Origin of the sequence: Sanguibacter inulinus (genome assembly GCF_013415325.1) — a bacterium.
GTDB classification, from domain to species: domain Bacteria; phylum Actinomycetota; class Actinomycetes; order Actinomycetales; family Cellulomonadaceae; genus Sanguibacter; species Sanguibacter inulinus.
The window spans coordinates 1-23,533 of the sequence record NZ_JACBYE010000026.1; the positions used below are offsets into that span (position 1 = coordinate 1).

General features: G+C 71.0%; 24 protein-coding genes and 1 tRNA gene. 13 read left to right on the forward strand and 12 right to left on the reverse strand.

Going from position 1 to position 23,533, the window contains the following annotated elements; translation table 11 throughout:
- The first annotated feature begins 85 nt into the window (after nucleotides 1-85).
- The 4 genes from tmk to HZZ10_RS11310 all read left to right on the forward strand — a co-directional run bounded on the left by tmk (nucleotide 86) and on the right by HZZ10_RS11310 (nucleotide 3,937).
- Nucleotides 86-745 carry a dTMP kinase gene (tmk, locus tag HZZ10_RS11295; protein ID WP_056127897.1) on the forward strand — a complete coding sequence of 220 codons (660 nt, stop codon included), beginning with the start codon at nucleotides 86-88 and terminating at the stop codon, nucleotides 743-745.
- A gap of 1 nt (nucleotide 746) precedes the next feature.
- Nucleotides 747-1,883, forward strand: a complete 1,137-nt coding sequence (locus tag HZZ10_RS11300) for a DNA polymerase III subunit delta' (RefSeq protein ID WP_056127899.1) — start codon at nucleotides 747-749, stop codon at nucleotides 1,881-1,883.
- Between the two features lie 130 nt (nucleotides 1,884-2,013).
- Nucleotides 2,014-3,657: an alpha/beta hydrolase gene (locus tag HZZ10_RS11305; protein ID WP_308507556.1), complete on the forward strand. Its 1,644-nt coding sequence runs from the start codon at nucleotides 2,014-2,016 to the stop codon at nucleotides 3,655-3,657.
- A gap of 204 nt (nucleotides 3,658-3,861) precedes the next feature.
- Nucleotides 3,862-3,937, forward strand: a tRNA-Thr gene (locus HZZ10_RS11310).
- 138 nt (nucleotides 3,938-4,075) lie between these two features.
- Here the strand turns inward: HZZ10_RS11310 and HZZ10_RS11315 are convergent.
- The 6 genes from HZZ10_RS11315 to HZZ10_RS11340 all read right to left on the reverse strand — a co-directional run bounded on the left by HZZ10_RS11315 (nucleotide 4,076) and on the right by HZZ10_RS11340 (nucleotide 7,378).
- Complete coding sequence (locus HZZ10_RS11315; RefSeq protein ID WP_179913577.1) at nucleotides 4,076-4,723, reverse strand: M23 family metallopeptidase; 648 nt, start codon at nucleotides 4,721-4,723, stop codon at nucleotides 4,076-4,078.
- Between the two features lie 47 nt (nucleotides 4,724-4,770).
- The gene (locus tag HZZ10_RS11320) at nucleotides 4,771-5,457 is read right to left on the reverse strand and encodes a M15 family metallopeptidase (protein WP_179913578.1); all 687 of its coding nucleotides are present in this window, start codon (nucleotides 5,455-5,457) and stop codon (nucleotides 4,771-4,773) included.
- A gap of 106 nt (nucleotides 5,458-5,563) precedes the next feature.
- Entirely contained in the window at nucleotides 5,564-6,154 is a 591-nt protein-coding gene (locus HZZ10_RS11325; RefSeq protein WP_179913579.1) for a peptidoglycan-binding domain-containing protein, read from the reverse strand.
- An 88-nt stretch (nucleotides 6,155-6,242) separates the two neighbouring features.
- Entirely contained in the window at nucleotides 6,243-6,614 is a 372-nt protein-coding gene (locus HZZ10_RS11330) for a hypothetical protein (protein WP_179913580.1), read from the reverse strand.
- An 18-nt stretch (nucleotides 6,615-6,632) separates the two neighbouring features.
- Entirely contained in the window at nucleotides 6,633-7,004 is a 372-nt protein-coding gene (locus HZZ10_RS11335; protein ID WP_056127915.1) for a hypothetical protein, read from the reverse strand.
- A complete protein-coding gene (locus tag HZZ10_RS11340) occupies nucleotides 7,001-7,378 on the reverse strand; it encodes a WhiB family transcriptional regulator (protein ID WP_179913581.1) in 378 nt (125 codons plus the stop codon). The genes HZZ10_RS11335 and HZZ10_RS11340 overlap by 4 nt, the downstream gene beginning before the upstream one ends.
- 211 nt (nucleotides 7,379-7,589) lie before the next feature.
- Between HZZ10_RS11340 and HZZ10_RS11345 the strand changes: the two genes are divergently transcribed.
- From HZZ10_RS11345 to HZZ10_RS11360, 4 genes are all read left to right on the forward strand, one after another.
- Nucleotides 7,590-8,000, forward strand: coding sequence for a helix-turn-helix domain-containing protein (locus HZZ10_RS11345; protein WP_179913582.1), 411 nt, complete (start codon nucleotides 7,590-7,592; stop codon nucleotides 7,998-8,000).
- Between the two features lie 97 nt (nucleotides 8,001-8,097).
- Nucleotides 8,098-8,529 (forward strand): ImmA/IrrE family metallo-endopeptidase, encoded by a 432-nt coding sequence (locus HZZ10_RS11350; RefSeq protein WP_179913583.1) that lies wholly within the window; start codon nucleotides 8,098-8,100, stop codon nucleotides 8,527-8,529.
- 104 nt (nucleotides 8,530-8,633) lie between these two features.
- The gene (locus tag HZZ10_RS11355) at nucleotides 8,634-8,888 is read left to right on the forward strand and encodes a hypothetical protein (RefSeq protein WP_179913584.1); all 255 of its coding nucleotides are present in this window, start codon (nucleotides 8,634-8,636) and stop codon (nucleotides 8,886-8,888) included.
- Between the two features lie 153 nt (nucleotides 8,889-9,041).
- Nucleotides 9,042-10,721, forward strand: coding sequence for an ABC transporter substrate-binding protein (locus HZZ10_RS11360; RefSeq protein WP_179913609.1), 1,680 nt, complete (start codon nucleotides 9,042-9,044; stop codon nucleotides 10,719-10,721).
- Between the two features lie 107 nt (nucleotides 10,722-10,828).
- On the opposite strand, the gene HZZ10_RS11365 is transcribed toward HZZ10_RS11360, so the two are convergent.
- Nucleotides 10,829-11,974 carry an MFS transporter gene (locus HZZ10_RS11365; protein ID WP_228087462.1) on the reverse strand — a complete coding sequence of 382 codons (1,146 nt, stop codon included), beginning with the start codon at nucleotides 11,972-11,974 and terminating at the stop codon, nucleotides 10,829-10,831.
- A gap of 290 nt (nucleotides 11,975-12,264) precedes the next feature.
- Here HZZ10_RS11365 and HZZ10_RS19835 point away from each other — a divergent pair, with 290 nt between their 5' ends.
- On the forward strand, nucleotides 12,265-12,972 hold the full coding sequence (locus HZZ10_RS19835) for an RNA polymerase sigma factor (RefSeq protein WP_308507557.1): 708 nt from the start codon (nucleotides 12,265-12,267) through the stop codon (nucleotides 12,970-12,972).
- Nucleotides 12,972-14,405, forward strand: coding sequence for a hypothetical protein (locus tag HZZ10_RS11375; protein WP_179913587.1), 1,434 nt, complete (start codon nucleotides 12,972-12,974; stop codon nucleotides 14,403-14,405). The genes HZZ10_RS19835 and HZZ10_RS11375 overlap by 1 nt, the downstream gene beginning before the upstream one ends.
- A gap of 115 nt (nucleotides 14,406-14,520) precedes the next feature.
- Here the strand turns inward: HZZ10_RS11375 and HZZ10_RS11380 are convergent, their stop codons facing one another.
- Together HZZ10_RS11380 and HZZ10_RS11385 are read right to left on the reverse strand one after the other, a co-directional pair.
- Nucleotides 14,521-15,042, reverse strand: coding sequence for a DUF3806 domain-containing protein (locus tag HZZ10_RS11380; RefSeq protein ID WP_179913588.1), 522 nt, complete (start codon nucleotides 15,040-15,042; stop codon nucleotides 14,521-14,523).
- 7 nt (nucleotides 15,043-15,049) lie between these two features.
- A complete protein-coding gene (locus HZZ10_RS11385; protein WP_179913589.1) occupies nucleotides 15,050-15,715 on the reverse strand; it encodes a Pr6Pr family membrane protein in 666 nt (221 codons plus the stop codon).
- Between the two features lie 166 nt (nucleotides 15,716-15,881).
- Here HZZ10_RS11385 and HZZ10_RS11390 point away from each other — a divergent pair, with 166 nt between their 5' ends.
- Entirely contained in the window at nucleotides 15,882-16,322 is a 441-nt protein-coding gene (locus HZZ10_RS11390; protein WP_056127944.1) for an OsmC family peroxiredoxin, read from the forward strand.
- 65 nt (nucleotides 16,323-16,387) lie between these two features.
- Here the strand turns inward: HZZ10_RS11390 and HZZ10_RS11395 are convergent, their stop codons facing one another.
- On the reverse strand, nucleotides 16,388-17,038 hold the full coding sequence (locus HZZ10_RS11395; RefSeq protein WP_056127947.1) for a TetR/AcrR family transcriptional regulator: 651 nt from the start codon (nucleotides 17,036-17,038) through the stop codon (nucleotides 16,388-16,390).
- An 82-nt stretch (nucleotides 17,039-17,120) separates the two neighbouring features.
- Between HZZ10_RS11395 and HZZ10_RS11400 the strand changes: the two genes are divergently transcribed.
- Together HZZ10_RS11400 and HZZ10_RS11405 are read left to right on the forward strand one after the other, a co-directional pair.
- Nucleotides 17,121-17,795, forward strand: a complete 675-nt coding sequence (locus HZZ10_RS11400; protein WP_056127950.1) for an ABC transporter ATP-binding protein — start codon at nucleotides 17,121-17,123, stop codon at nucleotides 17,793-17,795.
- Nucleotides 17,792-19,879 carry a YhgE/Pip domain-containing protein gene (locus HZZ10_RS11405; protein WP_179913590.1) on the forward strand — a complete coding sequence of 696 codons (2,088 nt, stop codon included), beginning with the start codon at nucleotides 17,792-17,794 and terminating at the stop codon, nucleotides 19,877-19,879. Before HZZ10_RS11400 ends, HZZ10_RS11405 begins: the two co-directional genes overlap by 4 nt.
- Before the next feature lie 106 nt (nucleotides 19,880-19,985).
- Here HZZ10_RS11405 and HZZ10_RS11410 read toward each other — a convergent pair whose 3' ends face one another.
- Both HZZ10_RS11410 and HZZ10_RS11415 read right to left on the reverse strand, forming a co-directional pair.
- On the reverse strand, nucleotides 19,986-22,571 hold the full coding sequence (locus tag HZZ10_RS11410) for an ABC transporter permease (protein WP_179913591.1): 2,586 nt from the start codon (nucleotides 22,569-22,571) through the stop codon (nucleotides 19,986-19,988).
- Nucleotides 22,571-23,365 (reverse strand): ABC transporter ATP-binding protein, encoded by a 795-nt coding sequence (locus tag HZZ10_RS11415; RefSeq protein WP_218928697.1) that lies wholly within the window; start codon nucleotides 23,363-23,365, stop codon nucleotides 22,571-22,573. The genes HZZ10_RS11410 and HZZ10_RS11415 overlap by 1 nt, the downstream gene beginning before the upstream one ends.
- Between the last annotated feature and the right edge of the window lie 168 nt (nucleotides 23,366-23,533).

Sequence of the window (23,533 nt, forward strand, 5' to 3'; positions counted from 1 at the left end):
GGGCTGTGGGGCCCTTGCTGGGGCAGCACCCGGACCGGCTGGGGGACGCGTCGACGCGTCGGTGGGCACAGATAGGCTGTGGGGCGTGAGCGCAGACGAGCAGGCAGGCGGCCAGCAGGGGTACTTCATCTCCTTCGAGGGCGGCGACGGCGCCGGGAAGTCCACCCAGTCCAGGCTCCTCGGGCTGTGGCTCGAGCAGGTCACCGGCCGCAGCGTCGTCTGGACGCGCGAGCCCGGCGGCACCGAGCTCGGGCTCGTGCTGCGCCAGGCCGTCCTGCACGGCGACCACGTCGACCCGCGGACCGAGGCGCTGCTCTACGCGACCGACCGCGCGCACCACGTGGCCTCCCTCGTCCGCCCCGCTCTCGAGCGGGGCGACGTCGTCATCACCGACCGCTACCTCGACTCCTCGGTCGCCTACCAGGCCGGCGGACGCACGCTGCCCGTCGAGGAGATCGAGCAGCTGTCCCTGTGGGCCGTCGAGGGTCTGCTGCCGCACGCGACCGTGCTGCTCGACATCGACCCCCTCGTCGGGACGCGACGCCTCGACACCGCGCCGGACCGCCTCGAGCGGGCCGGTGACGAGTTCCACCAGCGCACCCGGCAGGCGTACCTCGACCGTGCCGCCCAGGACCCCGACCGCTGGGTGGTCGTCGACGCCTCGGGGACCGTCGACGACATCCACGAGACGATCCGTGAGGCTGTCGCCCAGCGCCTCGGCCTCGCGCTGCCCGAGGAGGTCTGAGGTGTCGGTCTGGGACGACGTCGTCGGGCAGGACACCGCCGTCGCGACCCTGCGGGGCGCGATCGCCGACCCGTCGGCGATGACCCACGCCTGGCTCCTCACCGGACCGCCCGGGTCAGGCCGGTCCAACGCTGCCCGTGCCTTCGCCGCAGCGCTCCAGTGCGAGCAGGGCGGCTGCGGCCACTGCCACGCCTGCACCACGACCCTCGCCGGGACCCACGCCGACCTCACGGTCGTCGCGACCGAGAAGGTCACCATCGCGATCGACGAGGTGCGCTCGCTCATCACCCTCGCCTCCCGCACCCCCTCGCAGGGACGGTGGCGGGTGATCCTCGTCGAGGACGCCGACCGCATGGCCGAGCGCACCACCAACGTGCTGCTCAAGGCGATCGAAGAGCCGCCGCCACGCACGGTCTGGCTGCTCTGCGCACCCAGCCCGCAAGACGTCATGGTCACCATCCGCTCGCGCTGCCGCGGCGTGAGCCTGCGCATCCCGCCTGTCGAGGACGTCGCCGCGCTGCTCGAGTCCCGTGACGGGATCGAGCCGGCCGTCGCCCTCGCGAGCGCCCGCGCCGCGCAGTCCCACATCGGCCTCGCGCGGCGTCTGGCGCGCGACGCCGGTGCCCGCCAGCGCCGCTCGTCGGTCTTGTCGATCGCCCGCAAGATCCGCGGGGTGCCCGACGCGGTCATCGCCGCCGGGGAGCTCGTCGAGGTCGCGCAGGCCGAGGCGAGGTCGGCGACCGAGGAGCGTGACGCGACCGAGAAGGCTGAGCTGCTGCGCTCGCTCGGCGCCGAGGGCAGCCAGACGCTGCCGCCGTCGCTGCGCTCGCAGGTCAAGCAGCTCGAGGACGACCAGAAGAGGCGCGCGACCCGGCGCCAGCGTGACGTGCTCGACAGGTCGATGGTCGACCTGCTCTCCCTCTACCGCGACGTGCTGGTGGTCCAGCTCGGCGCGCAGGTCGACCTCGTCAACACCGAGCTCGCGGAGACCGTCCAGGCGCTCGCCGAGGAGTCGACCCCGGAGCAGACCGTGCGGCGGATGGACGCGATCGGCGTCGCACGCACGCGGCTGGGAGGCAACGTGTCGCCGGTCCTCGCGCTCGAGGCGATGGCGATCGCGCTGCGGCCGCAGGGCTGAGCAGGAGGCTCGACCCGGGCCTGAGGCGTGGGCCGAGCAGCAGCCGGTCCACAGGGCGACCGCTCGATCCATCGTCCACAGGACGGTCGTCTCGTTGGGCACGACGACGTGCAGTCGATAGGTTGGCTCCGTGACCTCAGCCCTCCACGCGACACCTGCGTCCTCTCCAGCACCCTCTGCGCCCGGCTCCGCCGCGCTGCCCGCCAGCCCGGCCCCGCGCCGCAGCAGGCTGCTGCGCGCTGCGGCTGCCCTCGCCGGAGTCTCCCTCGTCCTCGCGGCGTGCAGCGACCCCGGCTCGAAGGTCCAGACCGACGTGGACCAGCAGGCCGGCACGGGCTCCACGGCGCCCTCGGGTGACGCGCTCAGCACCGACGGGATCGAGGCGGACCTCCTGCCCTTCTACGAGCAGACTGTCGACTGGTCCGACTGCGGCAGCGGTTTCGAGTGTGCCGACATCGAGGTCCCCTTCGACTGGGACGACCCCGCCGCCGACACCATCACGCTCGGCGCCAAGCGCTACCCCGCCTCGGGCGAGAAGCAGGGCACAGTGCTCATCAACCCCGGCGGTCCCGGCGGCTCGGGTGTGGAGTTCGTGCAGTACGTGCCCTTCCTCTTCGGCCAGCCGCTGCTCGAGAACTTCGACGTGCTCGGCTTCGACCCCCGTGGCGTCGGGGAGTCGAGCCCTGTGAGCTGCCTGTCCGACGCCGAGCGTGACGTCTCCGACGCGAAGACCTACACCTCCGACGAGGCCGGGCTCGCCGAGATGCGCGCCGACGCGAAGGTCTTCGGCGAGAAGTGCCTGGAGAACACCGGTCCGGTGCTCGGCGAGGTCGACACGCAGTCCTCGGCGCGCGACATGGACGTCATCCGTCACGTGGTCGGCGACGAGAAGCTCAACTACCTCGGCTACTCCTACGGCACCCAGCTCGGGGCGACCTACGCCGGTCTGTACCCGGAGAACGTGGGCCGGATGGTCCTCGACGGTGCGATCGACCTGCGCCTCACCGACCACGAGATGAGCCTGCAGCAGGCCGTCGGCTTCGAGAACGCCCTCACGGCCTTCGTCGAGGACTGCCTCGCGAGCGGCAGCTGCCCGCTCACCGGGACGACCGACGAGGCGCTCGCCCAGGTGTCCGGCCTGCTCGACCAGATCCTCGCCAACCCCATGCCGACAGGCGACCCGGCGCGTCCGCTGACGCAGACCCTCGCCTTCTACGGGATCGCCCAGCCGCTCTACTCCCAGCAGCTCTGGGGTCAGCTCACGGACGCCCTCGACTCGGCGATCTCCGAGGGGGACGGCAGCGGACTGCTCGCCTCGGCCGACAGCTACAACTCCCGCAACTCTGACGGCACCTACGCCGACAACCAGGGCGAGGCCTTCAGGGCGATCAACTGCCTCGACTCCCGCACCGAGGTCGACATGGCCACGCTCGACGCCGAGGCTGCCGAGATCGAGGCTGAGGCCCCGACGGTCGGGCAGTTCTTCACCTACGGCGGTCTGGGCTGCGCGGACTGGCCCTTCCCGCAGGCCGAGAAGACCGGCGACCTCGCCGCGAGCGGCGCTGCGCCGATCCTCGTCGTCGGCACGACGAACGACCCCGCGACCCCCTACGTGTGGGCGCAGGGCCTGGCCGAGCAGCTCGAGTCCGGTGTCCTCGTCACCTACGAGGGCGAGGGCCACACGGCCTACGGCCAGTCGAACTCCTGCGTCCTGGACACCGTCGACGAGTACTTCGTCGACGGGACCGTCCCTGACGAAGGTCTGGTCTGCTGACCGGTCTGAAGGCTGTCTCGGGGGCCCGGTCACAGGGCATCGAGATGACCTGCGCCGCGCGGGGCATACCGCACGTCTCGGCTGGTCACGGGACGTGCGGAGCATCACACAGTCCGTCGTTTTGGTGTCGCGGCAGATCGCTTGTAGGCTGAGCGCGGTTCTTCACCTGTGTCAGTGACTCGTCTCCGGGCACAGGAGAGGTCGGCCGCCTTAGCTCAGTCGGTAGAGCGTCTCACTCGTAATGAGAAGGTCATCAGTTCGATTCTGATAGGCGGCTCCAGCACCACGAACGGCCCGGTCCCCATTGCGGGGGGACCGGGCCGTTCGCTCGTCCGGGGCCCGATGGTACCGATGTGACGCGAGACCTCTCGGCAGCTGCGCTGCGGCGCCTCACCCGGTCATCAGGACCGCAGGACCGTCACGCCAGGTTGGCGCGGATGCGGGTGCAGAACTCCTTGATGACGTCTGCGTCGCGGTCCCCGAGGACGATCGCCGGGATCTGGGTGACACGCGCGATCGTGCTGTTGTACTCGGTGTTGGGGATGTGGACGAACGCGCCGTTGTCGATGTTGACGAAGTGGACGGCGCCGCGGTTCTGGATACGGATGGGTCCTGCCATGAGTGTCTCCTCTACGTCCGGGGGGAGCCCCGGGGTTGGTGTGCCTGAACCGAGGGTGACCCCTCGGGCTGCCATGAACGGCTGGGGATCCTGCGAGGCACCGTTGACGTGCGCCTCGAAGTGCAGGTGGTTCCCGGTGGCGCTGCCGGTCATGCCGACGGTGCCGATCTGCTGGCCCTGCACGACGGTCTGACCGACCGACGCCTGCCGTACGGTCAGGTGCAGGTACTTCGTGAGGATCCCGCCGGCGTGCTGGATCCAGATCTCGTTGCCGCCTGAGCCGGTGAGCTGTGAGAACGTCACCGTCCCGGCGGCGACAGACCAGACCGGGGTGCCTGCGGGTGCACTGATGTCAGTGCCGTGGTGCATGGTGCGCACGCCCGTGATCGGGTGTGTGCGCATGCCGTACCTGGAGCTGATCGTCCCGATGCATGGGTTGCTCCACATGAGCGCTCCTTTCGGTGGTGGTGGTGGTGTCCTGGACGCGGAGTTGCTCAGGCGCCCTTGAGCTGGGCGCGGACGCGGGTGCAGAACTCCTTGATGACATCGGTGTCTCGGTCACCGAGCACGAGCTTCGGGACCTGGACGGCGCGGCCCAGGGTCTCGTCGTACTCGGGGTTGGGGACGTGGACCCAGGCGCCGTTGTCGATGTTGACAAAGCTGACGGCGCCGCGGTTCTGGATACGGATCGGACCTGCCATGAGTGCCTCCTGTACTGGTGGTGTGACCGGGGGGAGTCCTCCGGTCAGTCGTGCTGCGACGGCCGCCACGGTGGCGGCGTCGGTGTTGATCTCGAAGTGCATCTCGTCCTTGCGGCCGGAGTAGTCGCCGCCCCAGCGCACCGCAGGCGAGGTGGCTGCCAGGATGCTCCGGATCGAGGCGACCTGGCCGGCTGTGAAGGTGCCGCTCGCCCCGAGCGGGTGCCGAGGAGCGTTGAGGTCGATCGCGGTGCCTGACGCGTGGTTGGAGAGGTCGTCGTTCCCCGAGATCACGCGGTAGGCCCACCCCCACGACGTCGAGACGGTGATGCCCTCCACCTCTGCGTCGAAACGACGCGCGACGTGCTCGAGGACTGTGAAGACAGGGCCTGCGAGCACCTTGCCTGTCACCCAGGGGAAGGACGCCAGCCGGGGGTCAGAACCCGACGTGACGGCTTGCCACCCGTTCTGGGATGTCGCCATGTGATACCTCCTTCGTGCTGCTGTGTGCCGAGGTATTTCGAACACGTGTACGAATCTATGGGCACAAGGCCCTCCTCCCTAGACCCTGCTCGTCACCCTCGGTGCTTCATCCGAGGCCGAGCCGCGCGCGTGTGAGTGGCCCCGCGACGCCGTCCGGGACGAGGCCTGACCTGCGCTGGAACTCCGCGACGGCCGTTCGGGTCGCCGGTCCGTCGACGCCGTCAACGACGAGACGCGCGTACGCCGGGTAGTCGCGGTTGAGCCGGGCCTGGACCGAGCGCAGCACCATGCCCCCCGGGGCTGCCGGCCGCGCCGCGGCTGCCGCAGACGAGCGTGTCGGCGGGGTGTGCCGCACCAGGCCTCGCCCGAGGTTCGACCACTCGCCCACGTCGACGTGCAGGTGGTTCTGGTGGCTGCTGGCCGACCCGGCCGTCCCGTCGCGGGCGAAGGTGATCGCGAGCCCGCGCTGCTCGGCCTCGCCGAGTGCGATGAGCAGACGTGCCCGTTCGGCGGACCCGTTCGAGCCGTGGTTGAGGTCTGCGGCGAGGCCGTCGGCGTGCCAGGAGCCGGGTCTGTGCACGCCGGGCGTCACGCCTCCGTAGGCCGGGTGCTCTCGGACGGAATAGCCAGAGCGTGCGGCCCATGCGAGGAAGTCGAGCAGGACGGGGGTGGGGGTGAGCTGTCGTGACAGGGCCATGAGGGGTCTCCTGAGGTTGAGTTCGATTTCGAGGTCGAGATGGGAGCAGCCCGGAGTCCGCAAGCCCTCACGCTTGATCACTATGAATCTAGGGTGAGGACTTGAGGTTCCGGGTATAGGTCGGACGACGAGACGACCCCAGCGCGGCGCGGGCCACCCACCGGGGCACGTGCGCCTCGACTCGACGCCAGGCTGCGTGCCACACGGCGACCGCCGTGACGGTCACCAGGAGGGCTGTCGACTCGTCACCGAGCGCCGATGCGAGCGGTTTTGCGGCCCAGGCGGGCAGGTGCGGCCCTGCGGCAGCCAGGATCGCGGTGACCGTCGCTCCCCAGATCGTCGGGACTGTCGTGCGCAGCCACGACGTCACGAGGTCGCTGCGCTCGGGGGCGGTGGACGGTGGGTCGGTCGGTGGCAGGTCGGGTCGTCTCTCTGCGGTGGTCGGGTGCTCTGTGCTCATGCGGTCCTCCAGACCGTGTCAGTCGCCGAGGTCGGCGGGGAGCGGGGGTGGTGGTGGTGCGTCTGGGGCGCTGTGCCGCGCGATGTGCGCATAGAGCGCGTTGATGAGGCGCAGCGCGCGCCAGTGGCGGTCGCGCACCTCGCGGACCTCGGCCTCGAGCTCGCCGATCCGCGCGGCGTGCCTGTCGACCTGCTGCTGGAGCGGCTCGAGCAACGAGCGGGTCTGGGCCTCGACGAGAGAGGACCAGTGCGCGTCGCCGGCGGCGTCGTCGTCGCGCAGAGCCGTGCGTCGGGCGATCGCGTGGTCGTGGGCGACCCGGAGCAGCGCGGCCAGGCCGCCGGCCCCGACGGTGCCGACGACGAGGCTCACGGCCGTCGGCACCCAGCTCATCGGACCGGTGCCGGTGCCGGCGAAGCCCGCAGCTCGTCGACGAGTGCTGCGCGCGAGGGGCCGCGGAGGTCCCGGCGTTCCTTGGGGGTCATGCCCCCGCGGACCAGCCACGGACCGTAGGCGGTGTCTTCTTCGTCCTCGAGGGCGTCGAGCAGGCAGGCGCGGCGGACCGGGCAGGCTGCGCAGATCGCCGTCGCGCGGGCCGCGACGTGGCGGTTGACGGGGTCGAACAGCGCCGGGTCTGCGCCGTCGCAGGCGGCGTCGCTGACCCAGTCCAGCTCGAGACGCCGGAGCGTGGCTCGGGGGGCTGTCTCGGGAGGGGTGGCGTGTGCTGTCGGGATGGTCTCGGGTCGGGTGAGGGTGAGTGTGTCCATGAGCGTCCTTCGATCGGTCAGGTCGTCCTCCGGCGTCGTTCGTCGGTGTCGGGTGCCATCGATGGTTACACCATGTTCCGACAAGTTCAACGCGCTACTTCGTCGTATCGCGAGAATAAGTTCCATGACGGCCTTCATCTCCGGTCATGATCCTGTGCCTTTGGTGTAAGGTGCCCTGAAAGACGACGGACCGACGCGAAAGGGAGCCCTCATGCCTCTCGACCACGACGACAGGGCCCGTGAGGCCGTGGCCACCGAGCTGCGGCGGCGCGGGGTGACACCCCGCCAGCTGGCGATCCAGGGCGGTCTCTCCGTCGACACCGTCAACGACTTCCTCAACGGCGTCCGCTGGCCGCGCAGCGGCAGCCTCGGCAAGATCGAGGCCTTCCTCGGCTGGCCACCCGGTCGCCTGGACAGGCTCGGCGCGGGCGAGGACCTGAGCGGCGACATCGACGCTCCGGGCGAGCCTGCGGACTCGCCCGCCTCGGGTGTCCTGCTCGACATCGACCCGGAGGTCTTCTCCGACCTCGACCCGAGCGAGCGTGCCGAGGCCGTAGCGGCCGCAAAGCTCACGTACCTCGAGCGGGCCCGGGAGATCCGCCGCTCCCGAGGTGCCCTCTGAGGTGCCGCTCAGGGCTGGCCGGCGGGGTCCGTGTCAGCGGTCGGGCGCAGGATGGTCTGTCCCGGCGTCAGCCGGACGCGAGGCAGAGGGGGTCTGCATGAGCTACAGCCCGTGGAGGGACGCCGAGGTGCGTCATCCGCACCTGGACATCGAGCGGTGCGACATCGCACCGGCGCGCGGCGTCTGGGTGCGCAGCGAGAACATGATCCTCATCGACGAGAACCTCGACCGCCCGTGGCGTCGGGCGACGCTGGCGCACGAGCTCGCGCACGTCGATCTCGGGCACGTCTCGCTCGTCGAGGGGTACTTCGCGCGGCGGGTCGAGCGTGAGGCCGACATGCTCGCGGCGCGCCGGCTGCTCGGCAACGTCGACGTCATCGCCGACGCCGTCGCCGCCTACCCGGGGGACACGGCCGCCGTGGCCGACCAGCTCGACGTGCCCGTCGAGGTCTTGGTCCGCAGGGTCGAGAAGATGCACCCCCGGGACCGCGCGAAGATCGAGGCCCGCGTCTCGCGCAGCGCGGGCTGACCTCCCGCGGCCGCGGGTAGCCTCGACGAGGTCGTCGGCGCTCGACGACCCGGCGCGGCGCCGACTCCAGGTGCCTGCCGCGGTGCACCGACCCAGGAGGACAGATGGCCCCCACGCTCCGTTCGATCGAGGCGAAGATCTCAGGCGGCGAGCCCGTCGGTCCCGAGGAGGTGCGGTGGCTCGCGGAGTCGCTCCGCGCGCTCGTGGGCCCCGACCCGGACCCAGGCGACGAGCCCACGCCCGAAGAGCTCGCCGCCGAGTTCGGCCTCGGCTCGTCACCCTCGCCCGACATGCTCGAGTACCTCCGGGAGTTCGTGCGAGACCGCCGGGCGCAGGAGGCCGCAGACGCCTCAGAGTGAGGCTCGTGTGTCCGGGAGGTCACCGCATGTTTCGATCATGTAGCGAAGTTACTAACTTGGGAGAATCTCTGAAGGTTCTTTGCTAGATTGCATCCAGAGCCTCCGCAGGGAGGCGGCGACGCGTCCGCGTCGCCCTGGACGAGAGGACCGATGATGTTTCTATCCACGGGGCGCAACCGAGCTCTGGCCGCGGTGGCGCTGGCCTCGAGCATGACGCTGGTGGTCGCCGGGTGCTCCAGCAGCGGCGCCGGAGCAGGTGGCGGCGAGGGCGAAGACCGCGTGCTCAACGTCTTCGCCGGGAGCCAGACGCCGATCACCGCCAACTTCAACCCGTACTCCCCGACGGCGCTGCACGCGTCGTCAGGGGCGATCTACGAGACGCTGTACTACTACAACAAGGGTGCCGCCGGAGACCCGACACCGTTGCTCGGAGAGTCCTTCGCCTTCGACGACACGGGCTCCGAGCTCACGGTCACGCTGAAGTCGGGTGTCACCTGGAGCGACGGCGAGCCCTTCACGGCCGACGACGTGGTCTTCACCTTCGAGCAGCCCTTCGCCTCGCAGGAGTGGATCACCTCGGTCGAGGCCGTCGACGAGACCACCGTGAAGTTCGTCTTCGACGGCCCGCAGTACACCAACGAGTTCACGGTCCTCGGGTCGACCTACATCGTCCCCGAGCACATCTGGTCGACGATCGAGGACACCACGGCCTACGCCGACGCCGAGCCTGTGGGCACCGGACCGTACATCGTCGACAACGTCTCGACCTCGGCCTACACGATCGTCGCGAACCCCGAGTACCGCGAAGAGGGCAAGCCCGCCGTCAAGAAGGTCCGCTACCTCGGCATCGACAGCAACCAGTCGGCCGAAGACCTCATCCGCACGGGGAAGATCGACTGGGTCAGCATGTTCTCGCCCGAGCCCGAGTCGATCACGGCCGACGGCCGCATGGGGTACCTGCCGCTCTACAGCACCGCGACGGTCATCTACACCTGCGCGAACGCCGAGATGGGGTGCGAGGGACCCCAGACGGACGTCGCCGTCCGCCAGGCGATCGACGCGGCCCTGGACAGGTCGTCCATCAACGAGAAGGCGTTCGCCGGCGTCGGCGGGGCGGCGTCCCCGACCTTCGCCCTGCCAGGACGTGACGACCAGTGGGTGGCGCCGGGCATGCCGTCCCAGAGCCCGCAGCAGAGCGACGTCGAGGCCGCCCAGGCCATCCTCGAAGAGGCCGGCTACGCCCCCGACGCCGACGGCGTCTACGCCAAGGACGGTCAGCGGGTCGAGATGACCCTCGTCTCGGTCGACGGCTGGAACGACTACAACTCTGCGGCCAAGCTCATCGCCGAGCAGGTCTCGGCAGCAGGCATCCAGGTCACGGCGACGACGGTCTCGCAGAGCGAGTTCGCCGACGCCCGCCAGAGCGGTGAGTTCCAGCTGATCATCGGCGGGGTGAGCGGCACGTCGGTCGCCGACCCGTTCCAGATCTACCACGACTGGTTCACCACGGGGACGACGGCTCCGGTGGGCGAAGAGGTCCCGCTCGGTGCCTGGAACTTCTCGCGGTACTCCGACCCCGAGGTCGACGCGGCTGTCGAGGCCGCCTCGGTGACCGACGACTCGGCGACCAAGCTCGAGGCCTACGGCGTGATCCAGGAGAAGATCGTCGAAGACCTGCCGTACATCCCGCTGATCCTCTCCGCGTCGCAGACCTTCTACGACACCGAGCACTTCACGGGGTGGCCGACCGAGGACGACCTCTACGCCTTCCCGGCACCGTTCACCCCGACGGCCGCCGGTCTGATCCTGTCCACCCTGGAACCTGTGGACTAGGGCTGCCGGCCGGCGCGCCGCCGCGCGCCACCAGCAGACGACGGTGCGTCCGCTGCCCAGACCCTCACGAGCCGTCTGACCGCGCGACCGCGCCGGAGGCGTGGCGACTACGCGGTCTCGCGGCGTGCGCCCGTCGCGAGGAGCCCGCTGACAGTCATGATCGTCAGCGCGCCTAGGACGACGAACAGCGGGACGGTCCATCCGTCGGTGGCCGTGTGCAGCGCGCCGATGGCGTACGGCCCGGCAGCAGCGGCGCTGTACCCGAGGCCCTGGATCATCGCCGACATGCGCCGGGCCTCGCTCTGCGACCGCGACCGCTGGACCACGAGCGTGAAGATCACCGTGAAGTTGCCACCCTGGGACATCCCGGCGAGCGCGGCCCACAGCGGCCACAGCTGAGGGGCCACGAGCAGGCCGACGGGGAGCGAGAGCCAGAGCACGCTCATGCAGGCGAAGACCGCGCGCAGCGGCATCCGGCGCGACATGAGCAGCGGGACCCCGACACCTCCGACGATCCCGAAGAACTGGAAGATCGACGCGGCGCCACCCGCGCCCGAGTCGCTCATGCCCTGGGTGTCCGTGAGGATCTTGGGCAACCAGGTGGTGACGGCGTAGTAGGAGAACGCCTGACCGACGAAGGTGAGCGTCAGGCACCACGCGATGCCGCGCCGCCAGACGGGCCCGAGCTCGGCGTCGGAGGTCCCGTGCGCGGGCACCAGGACGACGGGCACCTTCTCGCGGCCGGCCGTCGCACGCTGCCACAGGACCGCCGCGACGATCATCACCAGGCCCCATGCGACGAGCGCCCAGCGCCACCCGAAGGACGCGGCCAACGGCGCTGTGACGAGCGTCGTGACGACCGAGCCGAGGTTGAGTGCCCCCGTGTACAGACCTGTCACGGCCCCGGCAGACTGCGAGAAGTCCCGCGCGATGAGGACGGGGACAGCGACGTTGCCGATCGTGATCGCCGCACCGATGATCACTGTGCCCACGACCGCCAGCTCGAAGCCGCCGGCCGAACGCACGCAGGTCCCGACGAACACCGCGAAGAGCGAGAGGGTGATGGCGCGCTCGATCCCGACCCGCCCGATGAGCATCGAGGCGAAGGGGGCGACGAGGGCGAAGCAGAGGACCGGGATGCCGGTGAGGATCCCGACGGTCTCCGGCGTGACGCCGAGCCCGTCGGCGACCGTCGTGACGATCGGCGCGAGGGAGATGAAGGGGGCTCGCAGGTTGAGGGCGTAGACCAGCATCGCCAGGAGGAGCAGCCCGCTCGTCCCGTAGATGCGTGCGCGTTTCGAGATGTTTGCTCCTGATGTCGTCGTGAGGATCGATGACAGGTTACGCTCCCCGGCCAGCGCCGATCCTCGCGTGCCCACGGTCCTACCGGGCGAGGACCTGGATGCGCCCTCTTGCAGACCGTGACCATACCGAGACCTGACCTCGTGCAAGATCGCGCGGGCTGATGACACAGTCCAGTCACGGCATCGAGCATGCCGACGATGCCTGGCAGGCCGCCAGGCAGAGACGTCCGGAGGACCGTGTGACGCCCGAGACCCGCCCAGACCGCGACGAGGCCTGGTTCGACGCGCTGTTCCGCGAGCACGCGCGCAGCGTCTACAGGTACGTCGCGCGCCGTGCCGCGTACGACGACGCCGACGACCTCACGGCCGACGTGCTGACAGTCGCGTGGCGCCGCCGGGACGAGGTCCCCGAGGGGCACGAGCTCGCCTGGCTCTACAGGACCGCGGCCTTCACCGTCGCCAACCACCACCGCCGCTCGCGCCCCGTGCTCGTCGAGGTGCTCCCCGAAGACCCCGACCAGACGTCGCCCGAGCTCCTCGTCGTCGCGGACCTCGAGGTGCGGGCAGCGCTCGCCACGCTCTCGGACCGCGACCGCGAGATCTTGCTGCTCACGGCCTGGGACGGCGTGGACGGCGACGCGCTCGCCGAGGTCCTCGGCGTCTCGCGGGGTGGCGCCGACGCCGCGCTGTCCAGGGCCCGCAGCCGGCTGCGAGCCGCCTGGAAGGCGCAGGAGGAAGGGGCTGAGGCGGGGACGGAGCGGTCCGGTCCCACGTCCGTCGGCAGGCCACCGGCTGACGGTCGAGCTGACGGAGCGACCGACCCGCCGGCCCCGGAGCCTCCGCATCTTCCGCGGCATCCGCAGGGTACGACGCGCAAGGACGACGACGCTGACGACACAGACAGGGTGACGGGCCGACAGGGTGGCCCAGCCCCCAGGAGGACATGATGGACACCACCGACCGCACCCCCCAGCAGCACGGCGACGAGCCTGACGAGGCCTACGACAGCCTCCGCGCGGCCGATCCCGCAGCGTCCGCCGAGCCCGACCTCTCCGCGATCCGGGCCGCCGTGAGCCGCAAGGTCGCTGCCTCGACAGGCGACGAGCCCGCAGGCGCGCGTGACGGCGACGGCACTCCCGAGGAGCCCCTCGGTGCCGTGCCCGGGCAGGACGGGGTCGCCGACCTCGCCGCGGCCCGCGCGCGCCGTCGGCCTGCGCGCTGGCTCCAGGTCGCGGCCGCCGCTGTCGGCGTGGTCGCCGTGGGGACCGCCGGATACGCCTTCGGCGCCCAGGGCGCCGACCCGGAGCCGGCGGCAGGTGGCGTCGGGAGCGAGGCTGCCGACGCACCGGCTCTCCCCGTACCGGCTGGGCCAGCCGCGGGCGACCAGCAGGGCCTCGGTGGACCGTCGACCGAGAAGAGCTCTGCCTCGCAGGCCGACAGGTCGATGATCGCGCCCTTCGGCGGGATGCGGACTCTCTTCACGGCTGTCGGCCTCGGCGACGAGCCGGGCACCGCCACCGCCTACGGCTACGACTCGTCAGCAGCCTTCACCTCGGAGAAGGCCTCGGCGATCGCCTCCCTCGTCGGCCTCGAGGGCACCCCCGAGCTCGTCTCCGGGGCGTGGCACCTCGGGTCGACCGACTGGACGGGCCCGACCCTCGACGTGCAGCCCGACGCCGCGACGAGCTTCTACTACAGCGACCCGACGAAGGACCCGTGGGTCGAGGGCTCGACGGCCGTCGCGGTCGACGGCGCGACCGCCACCGCGCAGCTCGCCGACATGATGACGACCCTCGGCGTCGACCCGGCCGCGTACACGCTGACCGTCGAGGACACCGGGACGCAGGACGTCACGACTGTCACCGCCTACCCTGTCGCAGGCCCTGGGGCGACCGGCCAGACGTGGCAGCTCAGCGTCTCGAGCGAGGGGATCTACAGCCTGAGCGGGACCCTCGCGCCCCTCGTCGACCTCGGCGCCTACGGCGTCGTCGGCCCCACGACCGCCGTGGCCCGGCTGACCGACCCCCGCTTCGGCGCGACCCCGGACTTCTCGATCCTCGAGGACCAGCCCTTCGCCAGGGCCGACGTCCAGACGCCCGAGATGGTCGACCCCGGCGTCGGGGTCGACTCGGCCGAGGTGCCCTCCGACGACCCGGCCGCCGTCCCGACGGTCCCGCCGACCCTGACCCCGGGGACCAGCTTCTCGTGGCCTGTCGCCGAGGTGGCGATCACCGGGGCTGAGCTCACGACCACCACGGTCTACGCGGCCGACGGGTCTGTCGCCCTCGTGCCGGCGTACAGGCTCACGGGAGACGACGGCAGCGGCTGGACGGTCGTGGCCGTCACCGAGGAGCACCTGGACTTCGCGGCCCAGCGCTGATGCGCTGAGACGCGGGCGGGGCCTCGGCGCCCCGGCACCACCAGCAGGGGGCTGCGGGTGGCACCGCAGACGACCGACGAGAGGGCCGGACGGGTTGTCCGGCCCTCTCAGTCGCTCAGCGGTTCTGGGACGCCAGGGTGCGCAGCGCGCCGCGCTGGAGCTGTGCGCCGGCCGACTGGACGAAGGCGGGCATCCACCCGAGCTCGGCCGTGAGCCACCGGCGGGCGACGGCGTCGACAGGGAAGAAGGTCCGGCGGAAGAGGTCGTTGCGCACGGCGACGGTGGTGCGCGGCTCGTCGGCCACCACCTGCCAGCGGCTGCTGCCGCACTGCTTGACGAGTACGTCGCCGAGCGCCACGCCGAGCGCGCCGACCAGATAGTCGGGGTCCCAGCGGTCCGACTCGGGTGCTCTGTGCCACGCCCGGCAGTAGGCGTCGAAGAGGGACGAGAGGTACCCGACAGACCTCAGGTCGGCACCGGGGCCCCGCAGGTGCTGGCGGAGCTCTTCCATCCACACGAGCTCGACCACGCTCGGCTCGCGCAGCACGACGGCGCCGTCCTCGGGGCCTGGGGCCGCGGGCGTCGGGTCGGCCTGCGGGGACGACGTGCGTCCGTGCGGTCGCAGCACTGGCTTCATGCCCTCCCTATCGGCCGGAGGTCACCTGTTCTTGACGATTTCCGGGCGAGTCTGCGCCGCCTTTCATCCGCTGGTCGAGCCAGCCCGCCCCGGCGGCGAGGACCAGGAAGACGACGGCGACCACGAGCGTGCTCAGCAGCGCCGAGGCGTAGCCGTTCTCCGCGGCGTCGAGGAAGGGGTACGGGTACCAGCCGACGATCTCGCCGCGCACGAAGGTGTACGCGATCCAGGCCAGCGGCGCGACGAGCGACCACCCGATCGTGCTCCGGTCGATCCGCGGGCGCGGCCCGAACAGCACCCACCCGACGACGACTGCCAGAGGGGAGAGCACGTGCAGCAGCAGGTTCGACACCGCGCCGGCGGCCGAGAGCTCGACGAGCCCTCGCAGGACGGCGTTGTAGACGATGCCCGTCACGGCGATGCACAGGATCGCGTCGAGGCGGGCGACGCGGAACACCCGCCCGTCGCGGTCGGGCCGGACCGCGAGCAGGACCGCGACGACGCACACGAGGACGTTCGACAAGATCGTGAAATAGCTGAAGAGCCTCACGAGGCGCTCGAGCATCGACCCTGCCTCGCCGGGACCGTCGAGGAGGGCGACGACCACCTCTATGACGACACCCGTCCCGGCGAGGAGGGCTGTCGCTGCGTGCCACGTGCGCTGGACGACCACTGCGGCTCCCGGGGGTGAGGCGTCTCGCGCGCCTGTCGGAGCGCGTCGCCAGTCTAGGCAGGTGGTCCCGGGGCGGCGAGATGTGCGTGCGCTCGAGCCCTGGGGCTCCGACCTGGTCAGGGGTACGGTAGGGGGACAAACCGTACCCGACGTGAAAGAGGTCCTCATGCCTACTCGCACCGCACGCACAGCATGGAACGGCACGCTCGAGGAGGGCGCTGGCCAGGTCGAGCTCAGCAGCTCGAAGGCAGGGACCTTCGACGTGTCGTTCCCCAAGCGCGCAGCTGACGAGGCGGGTGGCACGACCAGCCCCGAAGAGCTCATCGCCGCGGCGCACTCCTCCTGCTACGCGATGCAGCTCTCCGCGCTCATCGGCGAGGCCGGCGGCACGCCGGACTCCCTCGACGTGAGCGCCGACGTCTCGCTCGCCCCCGACCCCGCCGGCGGCTTCCAGATCACGAAGATCGTGCTCACGGTCCGCGGCGAGGTCTCCGGGATCGACGAGGCGACCTTCCTCAAGGCGACCGAGGACGCGAAGGCCACCTGCCCGGTGTCTAAGGCCCTCACCGGCACGACGATCACCCTGGACGCCTCGCTCGAGAAGTAGCAGGGCAGCAGGAGAAGACCATGACGCGCAGGACCGCCGGGCACGAGCCCGGCGGTCCTGCTGCGTCACCGGGGGAGGGGCCCCGTGAGGTCTCCCAGGACGGCCGAGAGCGTCCGGACGAGGAGGTCGCGCAGCTCGTGCTGGGTCAGCGGGCTGCCGGCCAGCCAGGCGGCTGTCGTGTTCTCGGCGAGGGCGACCCACCCTCGCGACAGGAGGGCGAGCGCGTCGGGGCCGAGCCGCTGGTCCCCTCCGGAGGCGTCCGGGGTGGGCGAGGTGCTCGACGCGTGCACCGCCGTCGACCGGCGTGCGAGTCGCTCGACGAGGAGCGAGCGGGCGTCGGCCAGGATCTCCTGGGTCTGGGGGTCGTCGTGGAGCGCACCACGCCAGATGTCCGTCCACAGCTCGCGGCGGGCGGTGACCGTGGTGATGAAGGCGTCGAGCACGACCACGGGCCGCTCGGGGGAGACGGGCCCCTCGGTCGCGGCGAGTGCGGCGAGCAGGTCGTCGACAGCCGCGGAGACGACCGCGCGCTGCAGCCCGACCACCGAGCCGAAGTAGTGGAACACCAGCGCCTTGGACGCCCCGGCGGCCGTCGCGACGGCCTGGGTGCTGAGGCTGCCGATCCCGTCGGCGGCGGCGAGCCGCTCGGCGACGACGAGCAGCTCGCGTCGGCGGTCGGCAGGCTCGAGTCGGGTCCGGGGTGTGTCGCGGCTCATGGCTCTTGTCTACCAACAGTGTTGACCTCAGGTCAACAGCGTCGTAGATTCTTTGTTGACCACTAGTCAGTACGAGGGGCACATGACGACTCACGACCACCCAGAAGCCATCTCGCTGCGCGCCGTGCGCGTCGAGGGACGGCGCGACACCATGCTCGACCCGGTCACCCTCCGGCTCGAGCGGGGCTCGCGCCTGCTCGTCGTCGCCGAGCCCGGCCACGGGCACACGGCCCTCGCGCTCGTCGCGACGGGCCGCATGGTGCCCGACGAGGGAGACGTGCTCCTCGACGGGCGACCCGACGCCGAGACCCTGCGCAAGGTCTCAGCCGTGGTCGACGCCCCCACCATCACCGAGCCTGACGACGCCCTGACCGTGGCCGGGACCGTCGCCGAGGGGCTCGCCCTCGCTGGTCGACCGTCCAGCCGTCGGGCCGTCAACCACTGGCTCACCGAGCACGACCTCGCCGAGCGCCGCTCGCTGCGGGTCGACCAGCTCGACCCCGTCACCCGCGTCCAGACGCTGCTGGCGCTGGGCGCCGCAGACCCGGCCGTGCGGTATCTCGTCCTCACCCTCCCCGACCGCCACGGCGGCAACCCCAAGGACTGGTGGCGGATGGCCGGCGGGTACGCCGAGTCCGGTTACGGCGTCATGGTCCAGTGCACCCCCGCCTCGGCCCACGTCCTCGAGGCCGGACGGCACATCGAACGGCCCGTCGAGGGCACCGACAACCACGACGCGATGGAGGTCCTGCGATGAAGGCCGTCCGGATCAGCCTCTCCGAGCTCCGCCGCATCAGCGCGGGCACGCTCCCCAAGCTCGCGATCGCCGCCTTCGCGATCATCCCCACCCTGTACGCAGGGCTCTACCTCTTCGTGAACTCCGACCCCTACTCGCGTCTGGACCAGGTACCGGCGGCCCTCGTCGTCGAGGACACCGGAGAGTTCGGCCAGAAGGTCGCGGACAACCTCCTCGACGACGGCGGCTTCGGCTGGGTCGAGACCTCACGGGCCGAGGCGCAGGTCGGGGTCCGCTCCGGCGAGTACGACGCCGCGCTCGTGATCGGCCCGACCTTCAGCGACGACCTCGCGTCCTCGGGAGAGTTCGCGCCCCAGCAGGCGAGCATCACGCTCGTCACCAACGACGCCAACAACTACCTGGCGCGCACGATCGCGGACCAGATCGTCGGGAAGGTGCGCGACTCGATCGCCTCCGAGGTCGGCACCGAGGCGGCCGCCCAGTTCCTTGCGGGCTTCTCCGACATCCGGACGAGCCTGGAAGACGCCGTGAGCGGCGCGACCGAGCTCACCGACGGGACGGCGCAGCTCGTCACAGGCTCGGACCAGCTCGTCACGGGCTCGGCAGACCTCGCGACGGGGGCGTCGACGGCAGCCACGGGTGCCTCCGACCTCGCGACGGGAGCGAGCACCCTCAAGACCGGCGCCGCCACCCTCGCGACAGGCGCGAGCACGCTCAAGACCGGGATCGACGACCTCGACACGGGCCTGGGGACCCTCAAGACCGCCACGACAGACCTGCCCACCCAGGCCCAGGCTCTCGCCGACGGCGCGAAGAAGGTCGCCGACGGCAACGCGACGATCGCCGGCTACGGCGACGCTGCAGCCACGGGGGCGCAGACGCTCGTCGACGACCTCGACACCATCCGGACCGGGATCGCCGACGACCTGCGCGCGCAGGGCCTCACCGAGGAGGAGATCACCACGGTCCTCACGGCCCTCGACACAGCGCGCCAGCCGATCACCGACGCGTCCACGGCGCTCGGTGAGGTCTCGACCTCCCTCGACACGCTGTCCTCAGGTGCCACGCAGGTGAGCGACGGGGCTGCAGCGCTCGCGCTCTCCGCACCGACCCTCGCCCAGGGGATCGCCGACGCCGCGACGGGGGCCGACAGCCTCGCGACAGGTGCGTCGACCCTCTCAACAGGTGCCTCTGACCTCTCGACGGGCGCCTCGGAGCTGTCGACAGGGGCCGACTCGCTCAAGACCGGGACCGCGACGCTCTCCGAGGGCGCCAGCACCCTCGCGACGGGCGTCTCGACCCTCCACGACGGGATCGTCGCGGCCGACACCGGAGCTGTCCAGCTGCGCGACGGCCTCACCTCCGGCATGGGAGAGGTGCCCGACGTCGACGCCCAGACGCAGGACGACACCGCCCAGACCATCGGCAACCCCGTGGTCGTGCAGAACGAGTCGCTGACCAGCGCGGGCACCTACGGCGCCGGTCTCGCACCGTTCTTCCTCTCGCTCGCCTCGTGGATCGGCGCCTACGTGCTGTTCCTGCTGGTCAAGCCGCTGTCCAGGCGTGCGCTCGCAGCCGGGCGGTCCCTCTGGTCCTCGGTCGCCACAGCCCTCGGCGGCTGGCTGACCCCGGCAGCCATCGGTGTCGCGCAGGCCGCGCTGATGTTCACGGTGACCAAGTTCGCCCTCGACATCCAGCCCGCCTACCCGTGGTTCACGGCGCTGTTCCTCGTGCTCGTCTCGGCGACCTTCGTCGCGATCCTCCAGGCCCTCAACGCCTGGTTGGGTGCGGCCGGGCAGTTCCTCGGTCTGGTCCTCATGCTCACCCAGCTGGTGACCGCGGGCGGGACCTTCCCGTGGCAGACGATCCCGGAGCCGCTGCGCTCGCTGCACCAGTTCTTGCCGATGAGCTACGGCGTGGACGGTCTGCGGCACCTGCTCTACGGAGGCTCCCTGACGAACGTCGGGACCGACGCGGCCGTGCTCGCGCTGTTCCTCGTGGGGTCGCTCGCGGTGACCACGCTCGCTGCTCGCAAGCAACGGCTGTGGACCGTGCGGACGCTCCAGCCCGAGCTGGTGCTCTAGCAGCTGCGCCTGCTGCCGTCGTGCACCTGACGACAGGTGCGGTGCGCTCGTGGTGAGTGCACCGCACCTGTCGTCCCGCGCTGCGTCGTCGAGAGCGTCCGTCCGGTCAGTCGACCGTGACGGCCTCGAGCACCGGCAGCCGTGCCGCGCGGATCGCCGGCCACGCCGCCGCGAGCACACCGACGACGACCGAGATGCCCAGCATCACCGCGAGACCACCCCACGGGACGACGAGCTCGGTCAGCCCGGAGCTCTGGAACACCGTCGGCATCCCCGCGGCGAGCCCGACGCCCACGGCCAGCCCGAGGACTGTGCCGAAGACCGCCGTGAGGACCGACTCGATGGTGATCGTCGCGGCGAGCTGCGCCCGGCCGAGGCCCACGGCCCGCATGAGGCCGATCTCGCGGGTCCTCTCGATGACCGACAGGGCCAGGGTGTTGACGATGCCCAAGATCGCGATGACGATCGACAGCCCGAGCAGCGCGTAGAGGATCGTCAGCACCTGGTCCACCTGCGCCGCGAGGGACGACACGAACTCGTCGTTGTCCATGACCGAGACGATCATGTACGGCTTCGCGGCTGCGGTCACGGCTGCGTCGAGGTCGGCCTGGGAGACGCCGTCTGCTGCCTGCAGCAGGACCATCGTGGCCATGTCTGCAGGACTCGAGGCGAGCTGGTCGAAGATCGAGTCCGCGACCAGGAGCGGGGTGCCCAGGGCCGGGGAGTCGAAGACCGAACCGATGGTCACCTCGACCTCGCCGACCTGCGTCGACAGGGTGAGGCTGTCTCCGAGCGCCCAGCCGTTGGACGTCATGGCTGACTTCAGCACGCTGACCTGACCGTCAGCAAGGGTGTCGAGATCACCCTCGACAGCCTCGGTCGCCCAGCTGCGGTCGAAGACGCCAGGGTCTGCGCCGAGGGCGTAGAGGCTGACGGGGTCACCCCCGGAGGCGTCCGTGACGAAGTACTGGTCGAGCAGCATCGCGTCTGCGGCACCGACCTCGGGCAGCGCGTCGATGTCGGAGACGACCCCGGCGGGCAGGGTGCCCGTCGCCGACTGGACGATGAGGTCGGCACGCGACTCGTTCTCCACGATGCTGCTGACCGACGACTGCGCTGACGCGGCGAGGACCGAGGCGGCCCCGACGAGCGACATGCCGATCATCAGTGCGCTGGCCGTGCTCGCCGTCCGGCGAGGGTTGCGGGTCACGTTGCCGGACGCGAGCTTCCCGAGAGGCTTGACGAGCCAGACGAAGGGCAGCGCCATGACGCGCAGGACGGGCTTCGCGATGGCCGGCGCGAGCAGCAGCACGCCCACGACGACGGCGGCTGCGCCGATGCCGAGGATGCTCCCGGTGCTCGCCGTGTCGTCCCGGGCGGCGGTGACGACAGCCGCGATGACGGCGCTCGCCCCTGCGCCGGCGACGACCAGCCCGGCGATGGTGCGGACCCGCAGCGAGGCGCTCTGGGCCGGGGAGTCGTCCCGCATCGCCTCGACAGGCGCGACGAGCGCCGCACGCCGGGCGGGCACAGCCGCCGAGAGGATGCTCACGACGATCCCGAGCACGAGCGAGATGACGACCATCGAGGTCGAGACCGGCACGCTGCCCGCGAGCTCCATGCCCATCGAGGCGAAGAGCGCCTTGAGCGCGAGGACCAGCCCGAGACCACCGGCGACCCCGAGGGCGCCGCCGATCGCCCCGACGACAGCCGCCTGGACGAGGATCGACACGAAGACCTGGAGCGGTGACGCCCCGACAGCCCGCAGCAGCGCGAACTCCCGCTGACGCTGACGGACCGTCATCGCGAAGGTGTTGGAGATGATGAACCCGCCGACGAACAGCGAGATCCCTGCGAAGACCAGCAAGAAGGTCTCCACGAAGCCGAGCATGGTCGAGATCTCGTCGCGGGCCTCCTCGCGGGCCGTCTCGCCGGTGACGACCTCGACGGGCGCCGCGTCGGTGGCACCGGCCGCCGGCTGGACTGCCGCGTCGACGCGCTCCGCGAGTGCCGTGTCGTCGACGCTGCCGTCGCCGAGGACCGAGATGGTCGAGACCATGCCGTCGGGCGAGAAGGCCGCGGCAGCCGTGGCCTCGTCGAAGAACACGATGGTCGCACCGGCCATCGAGGTACCCATGTCGACGATGCCCGTGAGCGTCGCCTCCGTGAGCTGCCCGCCGACGACGAGGGTCGTGGTGTCACCGACTGCCAGGCCCGTCGTCTCGAGCGCACCGGCCTCGAGCATGAACTCCCCAGGCCCGCTGGGGGCGGTTCCCTCGGAGATCGGCGTCGCCGGGTCGTCGGCGTACCAGGCGAGCCCGAAGGTGGGTGCGCCCGTCGTCGGCGGCACCGTGCCGTCGGCCCCGACGAGCACGAGCGGACCGGTCAGGTCGGCGAAGGCGTGGGCGACGCCGTCGACCTCCGCCACGGTGGTCACGAGGTCGGCAGGGATCGTGTTGCGGACGGCCCCGGCGCTCGCGTTCTCCTGGACGAGGGTCGAGACGTCGTCGGCCCCGCGCAGGTAGACGTCGGAGGAGGTGCCGGCGTCGACGATCCCGTCGAAGGTGTCGGACAGCATCTCGCGCAGCGAGAAGGTGCCTGCCACGAAGGAGACGCCGAGGACGACGGCGAGGATGGACAGCCCGAGGCGGACGAGGTGCGCCTGGACGTTGCGCAGTGCGACGCGGAGCATCAGCCCGTCACCTTCTGGCGCGTGAGGGAGGCGAGGACGTCGAGGACGGTCTCGGGGGTCGGCTCGGAGAGCTCGGCGACGATCTGCCCGTCCGCGAGGAACAGCACCCTGTGCGCGTTGCTGGCCGCGACGGGGTCGTGCGTGACCATGACGACAGACTGGCCCAGGGTGTCGACGGAGGTCCGCAAGAACGACAGCACCTCACGCGAGGACGTCGAGTCGAGGTTGCCTGTCGGCTCGTCGGCGAAGACGACCGACGGCTTGGACACGAGGGCCCGGGCGCAGGCGACACGCTGCTGCTGCCCGCCGGAGAGCTCGGCCGGGCGGTGCTTGAGCCTGTCGCCGAGACCCACGGCCTCGACCACCTCCGCGAGGTACGCGCGGTCGACAGGCACCCGGGCGATGTCGAGGGGGAGCGTGATGTTCTCCTCGGCGGTGAGCGTGGGCACGAGGTTGAAGGACTGGAAGATGAACCCGAGATGGGTCCGGCGCAGACGTGTGAGCTGACGCTGGTTCATCGACGACACCGTGAGGTCGTCGACGACCACGGTCCCCGACGTCGGGGTGTCCAGGCCCGCCATGCAGTGCATGAGCGTCGACTTGCCCGACCCGGACGGGCCCATGATCGCGGTGAACTGCCCGCGGGCGAAGTCGACATCGACCCCGGCGAGAGCCCTGACGACGGTCGAGCCCTTGCCGTAGGTCTTGGTGAGACCACGGGCCGTCGCGATGGCCGCTGAGCGGCTGCCGGGTCCCGGGGACGTGGGGGTTGTGCTGGCGGGGGAGGGCGACATGACCGTGCTCTTCTCTGCTGGGTCGGGTGGCACGCGGGGTGCGCCCGCGTCTGAGACCATCCTGGCGGTGGCCGACCGCTGCGGGAATAGGGGAGGTCCCCCACCCGACCCTGAGACCTGCCTGAGAGTCCTGTGGCTCGGACCCCGGGCCGCAGAGGTCTTCTCCTC